Origin of the sequence: Bacillus sp. JJ1474, assembly GCF_036965225.1 — a bacterium.
Lineage (GTDB): Bacteria > Bacillota > Bacilli > Bacillales > Cytobacillaceae > Cytobacillus.
Window position 1 is genome coordinate 18,020 of sequence record NZ_JBALPC010000073.1, and the last position, 10,333, is coordinate 28,352.

11 protein-coding genes are annotated in these 10,333 nt (G+C 42.8%); all 11 read left to right on the forward strand.

Translation table 11 applies throughout. From position 1 onward, the window contains the following. Positions 1-2 precede the first annotated feature (2 nt). The 11 genes from V7164_RS10710 (at position 3) to V7164_RS10760 (ending at position 10,282) form a co-directional block, all read left to right on the forward strand. The gene (locus V7164_RS10710) at positions 3-1,010 is read left to right on the forward strand and encodes an ABC transporter permease (RefSeq protein WP_335354065.1); all 1,008 of its coding nucleotides are present in this window, start codon (positions 3-5) and stop codon (positions 1,008-1,010) included. Between the two features lie 12 nt (positions 1,011-1,022). Continuing rightward, positions 1,023-1,922, forward strand: a complete 900-nt coding sequence (locus V7164_RS10715) for an ABC transporter permease (RefSeq protein ID WP_335344013.1) — start codon at positions 1,023-1,025, stop codon at positions 1,920-1,922. Positions 1,923-2,110: 188 nt separating this feature from the next. Then, on the forward strand, positions 2,111-3,295 hold the full coding sequence (locus tag V7164_RS10720; RefSeq protein WP_335344014.1) for an ATP phosphoribosyltransferase regulatory subunit: 1,185 nt from the start codon (positions 2,111-2,113) through the stop codon (positions 3,293-3,295). After that, entirely contained in the window at positions 3,292-3,939 is a 648-nt protein-coding gene (hisG, locus tag V7164_RS10725; RefSeq protein ID WP_335344015.1) for an ATP phosphoribosyltransferase, read from the forward strand. The genes V7164_RS10720 and hisG overlap by 4 nt, the downstream gene beginning before the upstream one ends. 12 nt (positions 3,940-3,951) lie before the next feature. Beyond that, on the forward strand, positions 3,952-5,223 hold the full coding sequence (gene hisD, locus V7164_RS10730; protein ID WP_335344016.1) for a histidinol dehydrogenase: 1,272 nt from the start codon (positions 3,952-3,954) through the stop codon (positions 5,221-5,223). A 238-nt stretch (positions 5,224-5,461) separates the two neighbouring features. Further along, positions 5,462-6,049 carry an imidazoleglycerol-phosphate dehydratase HisB gene (hisB, locus tag V7164_RS10735; protein WP_335344017.1) on the forward strand — a complete coding sequence of 196 codons (588 nt, stop codon included), beginning with the start codon at positions 5,462-5,464 and terminating at the stop codon, positions 6,047-6,049. After that, positions 6,050-6,688, forward strand: a complete 639-nt coding sequence (gene hisH / locus V7164_RS10740) for an imidazole glycerol phosphate synthase subunit HisH (RefSeq protein WP_335344018.1) — start codon at positions 6,050-6,052, stop codon at positions 6,686-6,688. It begins immediately after the preceding gene. Then, complete coding sequence (hisA, locus tag V7164_RS10745; protein ID WP_335344019.1) at positions 6,685-7,413, forward strand: 1-(5-phosphoribosyl)-5-[(5-phosphoribosylamino)methylideneamino]imidazole-4-carboxamide isomerase; 729 nt, start codon at positions 6,685-6,687, stop codon at positions 7,411-7,413. Before hisH ends, hisA begins: the two co-directional genes overlap by 4 nt. A 1-nt stretch (position 7,414) precedes the next feature. Further along, entirely contained in the window at positions 7,415-8,173 is a 759-nt protein-coding gene (hisF, locus tag V7164_RS10750) for an imidazole glycerol phosphate synthase subunit HisF (RefSeq protein WP_335344020.1), read from the forward strand. After that, on the forward strand, positions 8,170-8,811 hold the full coding sequence (hisIE, locus tag V7164_RS10755; RefSeq protein ID WP_335344021.1) for a bifunctional phosphoribosyl-AMP cyclohydrolase/phosphoribosyl-ATP diphosphatase HisIE: 642 nt from the start codon (positions 8,170-8,172) through the stop codon (positions 8,809-8,811). The genes hisF and hisIE overlap by 4 nt, the downstream gene beginning before the upstream one ends. Positions 8,812-9,217: 406 nt before the next feature. After that, positions 9,218-10,282 (forward strand): cytochrome-c peroxidase, encoded by a 1,065-nt coding sequence (locus tag V7164_RS10760; RefSeq protein WP_335344022.1) that lies wholly within the window; start codon positions 9,218-9,220, stop codon positions 10,280-10,282. Positions 10,283-10,333 lie beyond the last annotated feature (51 nt).

Consider the following 10,333-nt stretch of genomic DNA (forward strand, 5'->3'; position numbering starts at 1 on the left):
AAATGCTTACATATACGGTACGCCGTGTTTTTTCATTAATACCTGTATTATTTGGAATGACACTCATTGTTTTTGCCATTATTCATGCAATTCCAGGTAACCCTGCACAAATCATTCTTGGACAAAGGGCAACGAAGGAGTCAATCGCGGTATTAACGAAAGAACTAGGCTTGGACAGGCCCTGGTACTTACAATATTTTGATTATCTTAATAACCTGTTACATGGTGACCTAGGAACCTCACTAAGGACAAGGGGGCCCATAAACGAGGAAATATGGCCGTTCTTGGCAGCGACGTTTGAGTTAACACTTGTTGCTATGATTATTGCCGTTTTTATTGGTGTGAATGCAGGGATTATCAGTGCTTGGTTCTCGAAATCATGGTTTGATTACGTTGCAATGGTCTTTGCACTTATTGGGGTATCCATGCCGATCTTTTGGCTGGGGTTAATGATGCAATGGGGATTTTCTAACGAATTAGGATGGTTTCCAACAACAGGAAGAGAGAATGTAAGGGACCCAGTATCCTCCATTACCAATTTGTATTTAATTGATACGTTAATTCAAGGAAGATTTGATCAGTTTACAACAGTTTTAAAACATCTAACCTTGCCGAGTCTTGCTCTTGCGACTATACCGATGGCTATTATTGCAAGAATGACGCGTGCCACGATGCTTGAGGTTATGAAATCCGATTACATTCGTACGGCTAGAGCCAAAGGTTTAAGAATGTTCTGGGTCGTTTATAAGCATTCATTAATAAATGCGGTCATTCCAGTTCTAACTGTAATTGGTTTGCAAACAGGGCTGCTTTTAGGCGGAGCGATTTTAACGGAAACGATATTTGGCTGGCCTGGCATTGGCCGGTATTTATATGATGCAATCGGGTACAGAGATTATCCAGTTATCCAGTCAGGTATATTAGTGATTGCAGCCATTTTTGTTTTGATAAACTTAATCGTTGATCTGTTATATGCAGTCGTTGATCCAAGAATTAAATATACCAAATAGGAGGGATTGTTAATGGCTGAACTTGCAAAAAATGCGGCAAATACTACGCCAGTTGCTTCTGAAGAAAAGCTCATTCCTCCTTGGAAGGAAGCTTGGCTGTCATTTTGTAAAAACCGATTGGCTTTAGTTGGTTTAGGAATTGTTATCTTTTTTGTTATTTTAGCGATTATTGCTCCTTATATAGCTCCGTATAGCTTTAGGGACCAGGTTATAGCAGAGAGAATGCAAGCCCCCTCTAGCAAGCATTGGTTTGGCACTGATGATTTCGGCCGGGATATTTTTTCACGTGTTCTATATGGAGCAAGAATCTCCCTTTGGGTAGGATTTTTCTCTGTGTTAGGGTCGGTCTTTTTCGGGACCATTCTTGGAATTATCGCTGGTTATTATGGTCGTTGGGTAGACGCCATTATTTCAAGAATTTTTGATATAATGCTTGCGTTTCCGAGCATTTTATTGGCCATTGCAGTAGTGTCAATTTTAGGCCCATCTTTACAAAATGCGCTAATCGCAATTGCGGTTATTAACATCCCGAACTTCGGAAGACTTGTTCGGTCAAAGGTGCTAAGCGTGAAGCAAGATGAATATATTATGGCAGCACGTGCAGTAGGGATGAAGGATACTCGAATTCTTTTTCGTCATATTTTGCCGAATAGTATTTCCCCTGTTATCGTTCAAGCAACACTTGCGATTGCCACTGCTATTATAGAGGCTGCTGCATTAGGATTCCTTGGAATGGGCGCGCTGGCTCCAACACCAGAGTGGGGGAAAATGCTTGCCGATTCTAAAAACTATATCACACAAGCACCTTGGACATTAATTTTCCCAGGGCTGGCTATTATGCTGACTGTATTAGGATTCAACCTGATGGGAGATGGACTTCGAGATGCCCTCGATCCGAAAATGAAGCAATAAGATGGGGACTCTATTAGAGAGTCTCTATTTTTTTGTACAAAAATCCTGCTTCAATTTTCGATATTGCTCGAAAATTATAGTTATTAAATGGTTGACGTAAGTAATTATAAGCGATAAAATAATCTTTAACTTACTACCATATTAGCGAACTAAAGCATTTAGCTATTTAAGATACGAGGTGAACGGATTTGAGCCGCTTGTTTATGTTTGAAAAGCCCTTAGGGATGAGAGATACATTGCCAGATTTGTTTAATCGAAAACGGAAGGTAAGAGCTTCGATTGAAGAGGAAATGGAGCGCTGGGGCTACCAGTTTATTGAAACTCCAACACTAGAATACTATGAAACAGTAGGATCAGCTTCAGCGATATTAGATCAGCAATTATTTAAACTGCTGGATCAAGAAGGGCACACACTTGTCCTTCGCCCAGATATGACAGCTCCGATTGCGCGAGTAGCCGCTTCGCGTTTGTTAAAAAATGATTTGCCTATCCGCCTTGCTTATTCAGCCAATGTGTTTCGCGCCCAGCAAAGAGAGGGCGGACGGCCGGCGGAATTTGAACAAATTGGGGTAGAATGCATTGGCGATTATACGATTAGTGCTGATGCAGAAGGGCTCGCTTTAATTATAAGTTCCTTACAGGAAGCTGGGCTTGAGGATTTTCAGCTTTCTGTTGGGCATATCGGATTGACCCGCACTCTTTTTCTGCAAATCTTAGGAACAGAGGAAAGAGTTGATGCGTTGACAAGATTCTTATATGAGAAAAACTATGTTGGCTACCGGGAGCATGTGAAGGGACTCGGTCTCTCATCGATTGATAAGCAACGGCTGCTAGATTTTCTAAAGCTAAGAGGCGGAGCAGAAGTGATTGAAATGGCTTATAGCCTCCTTGAGAATGACTTGGGCAGAAAGGATGTTCTTCAGCTCCAGCAGTTATATGAAATGATGGATGACTATGGGCTCGTGGAAAAGGTGAAATTTGATTTAACACTTGTGAGTCATATGAGCTATTATACGGGAATCCTTTTCGAGGTATATGCGGGTAATGTTGGTTTTCCGATTGCTAGCGGCGGCCGTTATGATCAATTACTGCAAAAATTCGGGAAGGCAACCGGAGCGACTGGCTTTGCCATACGAATTGACCGCCTGCTTGAGGCCCTTAAGGACGAAGAAATGGAGCCACAAGCCACTTGTATATTATTTAGTCCGGAACGGCGGAAGGAAGCTTATCAAGTTGCTAAGGAGCAGAGAAGCATTGGAAAAAGAGTAGTTTTACAAGATATCAATGGGGTGAAGGACATTGATCAATGTACGAATCAATATGAAGACATCACCTTTTTAGTCGGCAAAGCGGGGAGGGAGACAGGAATATGAAGGATGCTTTAACCATCGCTATGCCAAAGGGGAGAATTTTTGAAGACGCGGTTGAACTGCTTCGCCAAGCTGGATTTCGTCTCCCCCCAGAGTTTGATGATTCAAGAAAACTGATTATTGATGTGCCGGAAGAAAGCTTTCGGTTTATTTTAGCAAAGCCTATGGATGTCCCAACCTATGTAGAGCATGGGGTCGCTGACCTTGGGATTGCGGGGAAGGATGTCATGCTTGAGGAAGAGCGTGATGTTTACGAGTTGCTTGATTTGAAAATAAGTGCGTGCTACCTCGCTGTGGCAGGCGTCCCAAACACGAAAATGAATAACGTAGCCCCTAAGGTGGCAACGAAATACCCGAATGTCGCGGCAGCTTATTTCCGTGAGCAAGGGGAGCAGGTTGAAATTATTAAGCTGAACGGGTCGATTGAACTGGCGCCATTAATTGGCTTAGCAGACCGGATTGTTGATATTGTTTCAACGGGGAGAACGTTAAAGGAAAACGGCCTGATTGAATATGAGCGGATAGTCGACATCACCTCCAGATTAATCGTCAATCCAGCAAGCTTTCGAATGAAGGATAATCGGATCAGTGAGCTTGTCGAACGTTTAAGTGAAGTGAAAAGATTGCAGAGCTTTGATGCCCTCTAAGGAGTGAAACGAATGCGGATTTTGAAAATAAATGAAGGTGTGTCCATCAAAAGGTCTGTCGATAGCGGAACAGAAGAACAGCGGGCGATTGTGAAGGGCATTATTGAGCAGGTTCGAGCAGATGGAGATGCCGCATTATCAGCCTTTACGGAAAAATTCGATGGGATCACCTTAACTCATTTTGCTGTTACGGAGGATGAAAAAAGGGAAGCTTATGAAGAAATAGATGATCGGATTTTGGGAATAATCCGAGAGGCTGCGGCAAATATTCGGTCTTTTCACGAAAAACAGCTGCGCCCATCATGGATGACAACCGAAGAAAATGGTACGGTTCTTGGACAAAAGGTAACTCCGCTAGATTCAGTTGGCCTATACGTGCCAGGCGGAACAGCTGCTTATCCATCCTCAGTGCTCATGAACGTGCTGCCTGCCAAGGTTGCAGGGGTCAAACGAATTGTTATCACTTCTCCCCCTGATAAAAAAACAGGGAAGCTTCCGCCAGCGGTTCTAGTAGCTGCTCAGGAGGTTGGAGCAGAGGAGATTTATAAAGTGGGCGGTGCTCAAGCTGTTGCGGCATTGGCTTATGGAACGGAAACGATTGCACCTGTAGATAAAATCACGGGGCCAGGAAATATATTTGTTGCCTTGGCGAAACGGGAAGTGTTTGGCGATGTCGATATTGATATGATCGCGGGCCCAAGTGAAATTGCGATTTTAGCAGATGATACGGCAAAACCAGATGAAATGGCAGCCGATTTATTATCGCAGGCCGAGCATGATGCGTTTTCCTGCAGTGTCCTCGTCACCCCATCAGAGAGCTTGGCAAAGGCTGTTTCAGCTGAAGTGGAGAAGCAATTGGCTTCACTGCCTCGTCAGGAAATCGCTGCACAATCGATTGAAAATTTCGGAGCGATTTATGTGGCAGAAACAATGGAAGAAGCAGTTGAAACGATTAATAGCCTTGCTCCCGAGCATTTAGAAATTGTAACGGAAAATCCGCTCGAGCTTCTAGGAAAAATCAGACATGCAGGAGCGATTTTTCTCGGACGCTTTAGTCCTGAACCTGTTGGTGATTACTTCGCCGGCCCTAATCATGTATTGCCAACAAACGGCACAGCCCGTTTTTCCAGTCCGCTTAATGTAGAAGATTTTCAGAAGAAATCCAGCATTGTTTATTACAGTGAAAAAGCCCTAAAAGAAAACGGGGAAAAAATCTCGGCATTTGCCCGGCTTGAAGGCCTCGAAGCCCATGCACGCGCAATTGATATAAGATTGAAGAAATAAAGGTCAGGGGGGAGTCCCTTGTCCTAGGTTTATCACAAATCGGGACAGAAGAAGTTCAAAACGCCCTTCCGTATAGAAAACGAGTTGTGAAGGTAGTTATAAAAGGTTCAAAACGCCCTTCCGTACAAAAAATTGATCGTGAAGGTAGTTATAAAAGGTTTAAAACGCCCTTCCGCACAGAAAGTCAGTCGTGAAGGTAGTTATAAAATCACCCCAAGTCCCGCCAGGAGGAGAAAACATGACAAGAACTTCAGAAATTAAAAGGAAAACGAATGAAACGGACATATATTTGGCTTTTAATATTGATGGGCAGGGAGCTAGCAAGCTGGAAACGGGAGTCCCGTTTTTGACGCATATGCTTGACCTTTTTTCAAAGCATGGGCAATTTGATTTAACAGTCGATGCAAAAGGTGATATTGAAGTGGATGATCACCATACAACAGAAGACATCGGCATTTGCCTTGGACAAGTATTAAGGGAAGCTCTTGGCGACAAAAAAGGAATTAAACGATATGGAAATGCGTTTGTGCCGATGGATGAAGCGCTGGCGCAGGTGGTCATTGATCTAAGTAATCGCCCACACCTCGAAATGAGAGCGGAGTTTCCAAGCCAAAAGGTGGGCTCCTTTGATACAGAGCTTGTGCATGAATTCCTATGGAAGCTTGCCCTTGAAGCAAGAATGAATCTGCATGTGATTGTTCACTATGGTCAAAATACACATCATATAATTGAAGCGATTTTTAAAGCATTAGGACGAGCTTTACATGAGGCGACAACGATTGACCCTAACATTAAAGGAGTGCCATCTACGAAAGGGCTGTTGTAAATGATCGGGATTATTGACTATGGAATGGGTAATCTCTTTAGTGTCAGCAAGGCACTTGAGCGATTAGACACCTCTTACTTTATTTCTGAAAAAAGAGGAGAACTGCAAAAGGCAGATGGGCTGATTCTTCCTGGTGTAGGCTCCTTTAAAGATGCGATGGAGCTTTTAGAAAGATTGGAATTAGCGAGCATGATAAAAGAATACGTACAGCTTGGGAAACCGCTGCTTGGGATTTGTTTAGGCATGCAGCTATTATTTGAAGAAAGTGAAGAGAACGGGCTGACAAAGGGGCTTCAGCTGCTGCCGGGTTCTGTGAGAAGATTTCCTGGAGTTTCAGAGGACGGAGTGCCGTATAAAGTCCCGCATATGGGCTGGAATCGTCTTACTTTTGTTCAGCCATCGCCGCTTCTTCAATCAGTACATGAAAATTTTGCATACTTCGTTCACTCTTATTATGTAGATACAGACGATAAGAGCGTCGTTATCGCGGAAAGCAGCTATGATGTAAAAGTCCCGGCTGTTGTCGGAAAAGAAAATATATATGGGATGCAATTTCATCCAGAAAAAAGCGGACAATTAGGCATGGAGCTTTTAAGTAATTTTACTGGAATTGTATGGGAAAGGATGACCGAAAAATGAGCTTTACCATTTATCCAGCAATTGATATGCGAGGCGGCAAGTGTGTCCGCTTGCTACAGGGAGATTATAATCAAGAAACGGTATATGGGGATTCTCCTTTTGATATGGCAAAAAAGTTTGCAGATGAAGGAGCAAGCTGGATCCATATGGTCGACCTAGATGGAGCAAAGGATGGAAAAAGAGTCAATGACGCTTCTGTTATAAAGGCAGCCAAGGAGCTAAAGACTCATATTCAAATTGGCGGCGGCATTCGAACCGAAACCGATATTGCTCATTATTTGGAAAATGGAATTTCCCGTGTGATCATCGGAAGCGTTGCTGTTTCGAAACCAGATTTCGCGATTGAAATGATCAGGAAATATGGCAATCAAATTGCTGTAGGCTTAGATGCAAAGGACGGCTATGTAGCAACGCACGGCTGGCTGAACACTTCTGAAGTGAAGGCGGTTGAGTTAGGTAAACGCTTCGCGGATGCCGGAGCAGAGACGTTTATTTTTACAGATATTGCAACAGATGGCATGCTTGCCGGTCCAAATATTGAAGCAGTCAGACTGTTGGCAAAAGAAACAGGAAAAAGTGTTATCGCTTCTGGGGGAGTCAGTAAGCTTTCTGATTTAACTAGTTTAAAAGAATTTTACGATGATGGGGTAACAGGCGCCATTGTCGGAAAAGCCATTTACGAAGGGCGCTTTACAGTGAAGGAAGCATTGGGAGAGGTGAAGTAACATGCTGACAAAACGCATAATTCCATGCCTAGATGTAAAAGAGGGCCGCGTTGTGAAAGGAATTCAATTTGTGCAGCTTCGTGATGCAGGTGATCCAGTGGAGCTTGCCCGTTTTTATGATGAGCAAGGGGCTGATGAGCTTGTTTTTCTAGATATATCTGCTTCCGTTGAAGGCCGAAAAACGATGGTTGAGGTCGTTCGGGCGGTTGCTTCTGAATTGGCGATCCCGTTTACAGTTGGCGGCGGCATCAACTCATTAGAGGATATGAAAAGAATTTTACGAGCAGGGGCAGATAAGGTTTCTCTGAATACAGCTGCGGTTAACAATCCGAATTTGGTTACAGAGGGAGCCGAGTTTTTCGGTTCACAATGCATCGTTGTCGCGATTGATGCCAAGTACGATCCAGAGCTTGGATCATGGCGTGTATATACTCACGGGGGCCGGACGCCATCCGAATGGGAAGTCATCGAGTGGGCGAAGGAAGTGGCTAAGCTTGGTGCTGGCGAAATCTTGCTAACAAGCATGGATTCAGATGGAGAGAAGAATGGGTTTGATCTTGCTTTAACAAAAGCCGTTAGTGAAGCGGTGACGATTCCGGTTATTGCTTCAGGAGGTGCAGGAAACGCGGAGCACTTTGCCGAAGCCTTTGTGGAGGGGAAAGCAGATGCGGCGTTGGCTGCTTCAATTTTTCACTATAAAGAAACGTCAGTAGCTGAAGTGAAGGCTTATTTAAAGGAAAAAGGAGTGCCTGTCCGATGAATATCGAGGAGCTATCATTTGATGAAAAAGGCCTCATCCCGGCAATCGTTCAGGATGCGACTACACGCGAAGTTTTGACATTAGCTTACATGAACCGGGAATCTCTTGAAAAATCAATCGAGTCAGGTGAAACGTGGTTTTTCAGCCGTTCTAGACGGGAGCTTTGGCATAAAGGAGCAACAAGCGGGAACACCCAGCGAATTGTTGAAATGAAATTTGACTGTGATAAAGACTCGATTGTGTTGCTCGTAGCTCCAGCTGGACCTGCTTGCCATACTGGGGCAGTAAGCTGTTTTGAGGAGAGCCTTTATCAATCGGGCGAATCTGCTGGCAGCCTATCAGATTATAGCATTCTCTTGTCTCTTGAAAAATTGATTAAAGAGCGGGAAGCGGAACGACCTGAAGGAGCCTACACGACTTATTTATTTGAAAAAGGCGTAGATAAAATTTTAAAAAAGGTTGGAGAAGAAGCAGCTGAGGTCATCATCGCCGCGAAAAACCGCGACAAAGAAGAGTTAAAATGGGAAGCGGCCGATCTGCTTTATCATTTACTCGTTTTACTTAGAGAGCAGGAGCTTCCGTTTAAAGAAGTGTTGAGTGTTTTGGATAAAAGACATGAAAAGAAATCAGCTGAATAGAGGAAGCGCATATATAGGGTATGAATGAGGAGACCAAATCACATAATGATTTGGTTTTTTTAGTATAGCTTTTCTTCGGGGGTGGATAAAAAGGAAAGTTTCTGTGATTATCATCGCAGGAGCTTTTCTTTGATTGTTCCGAAGTCACTGGTGTTTTTCTACGATAGAATCGTTTTCCACAAGATTTATTGCCCTTTGCATTATTTGTACCTACTAAGAGTAATTTTGATTTAATTATGTTTTCAATATAAATAACGGGCAAACGTAACATTGTGAAATATGTCACAATGTTTTCGAAAATGACTAGTAAATAAGAATAATTTTAATAATATAATTAATTTGAAGTTGGAGGAAAAAATACCCTAAACTTCCAATTTCGCAAAGTGAAATATAGGAGGGCATTTTTATGAAAAAAGTTAGCTATGTTTTATTAGTCATGTTACTTCTTGCAATCCTTGGCGCTTGTAGCAAGAATGAAGGTGCGGCAGTACCGGAAGACACTAACAAAGATGCAATAGTGAAAGAAGATGTTAAAGACCCAGAGCTAGAGGCAGCGAAAGCGAAGTTCGAGCCATTAGGTGAGATGCCGATTCCAGCAGACAATCCAATGACTGATGAAAAAGTAGAGTTAGGAAAGACGTTATATTATGACCCACAACTATCCGGGAACAACGTACAGAGCTGTATGTCATGCCATGCTCCAGGAGCAGGCTTCGGGGATGGAATGGAAAAGTTTATTGGTTTTGAAGGTTTTAAAGGTCCAAGAAACAGTCCAACAATCATCAATTCTGGCTATTATGCAGCTAATTTCTGGGATGGGCGAGCAGGTAGTTTAGAAGAACAAGCTTTAGGTCCAATTCAATCTGAAGTCGAGATGAACCAAAACTTGGATGAATTAGTTATTGAATTAAATGGTGTACCTACATATGTAGAGCAATTTAACACGGTTTTTAATGATAAAATTTCAGCTGATAATATTGCAAAGGCTATCGCTGCATTTGAACGGACAATTGTTATTTCCGATACGGCATTTGATCGTTATCTTCAAGGGGAAGAAGATGCAATTAGTGCTGATGCAAAAGATGGAATGAAATTATTTGTCGGAAAAGCAGGATGTATTTCTTGTCACGCAGGACCATTATTATCAGATCATAACTATTATAATTTAGGGATGTCCGGCGATGATGGCCGTTTCAATGTAACAGGGAAAGAAGAAGATAAAGGGAAATTTAGAACTTCCGGTTTAAGAGGTGTTGCCCATACTGCACCGTTTATGCATGACGGAAGCCTAGAAACGTTAACGGACGTTGTCCAATACTATAATGAAGGCGGAGGGGACCATCCGAATAAAAGTGTCCAAATGAGTCCTTTAAATTTAACTGAAAGTGAAGTTAATGCACTTATTGCTTTCTTAGAGAGCTTGAGCGGCGAGCTTCCAAAAGTTGAGACACCAGAGATTCCTTTAAATTAGTGCGAACAAAAAGACGGATCCTTATATAGTATAGGGTTCCGTTTTGAGGTG

What these genes read in the sequence shown, in the direction of transcription:
- V7164_RS10710 (WP_335354065.1), top strand. Translation starts at nt 3, where the DNA reads ATGCTTACATATACGGTACGCCGTGTTTTTTCATTAATACCTGTATTA.
- V7164_RS10715 (WP_335344013.1), top strand. Translation starts at nt 1,023, where the DNA reads ATGGCTGAACTTGCAAAAAATGCGGCAAATACTACGCCAGTTGCTTCT.
- hisG (WP_335344015.1), top strand. Translation starts at nt 3,292, where the DNA reads ATGAAGGATGCTTTAACCATCGCTATGCCAAAGGGGAGAATTTTTGAA.
- hisD (WP_335344016.1), top strand. Translation starts at nt 3,952, where the DNA reads ATGCGGATTTTGAAAATAAATGAAGGTGTGTCCATCAAAAGGTCTGTC.
- hisB (WP_335344017.1), top strand. Translation starts at nt 5,462, where the DNA reads ATGACAAGAACTTCAGAAATTAAAAGGAAAACGAATGAAACGGACATA.
- hisH (WP_335344018.1), top strand. Translation starts at nt 6,050, where the DNA reads ATGATCGGGATTATTGACTATGGAATGGGTAATCTCTTTAGTGTCAGC.
- hisA (WP_335344019.1), top strand. Translation starts at nt 6,685, where the DNA reads ATGAGCTTTACCATTTATCCAGCAATTGATATGCGAGGCGGCAAGTGT.
- hisF (WP_335344020.1), top strand. Translation starts at nt 7,415, where the DNA reads ATGCTGACAAAACGCATAATTCCATGCCTAGATGTAAAAGAGGGCCGC.
- hisIE (WP_335344021.1), top strand. Translation starts at nt 8,170, where the DNA reads ATGAATATCGAGGAGCTATCATTTGATGAAAAAGGCCTCATCCCGGCA.
- V7164_RS10760 (WP_335344022.1), top strand. Translation starts at nt 9,218, where the DNA reads ATGAAAAAAGTTAGCTATGTTTTATTAGTCATGTTACTTCTTGCAATC.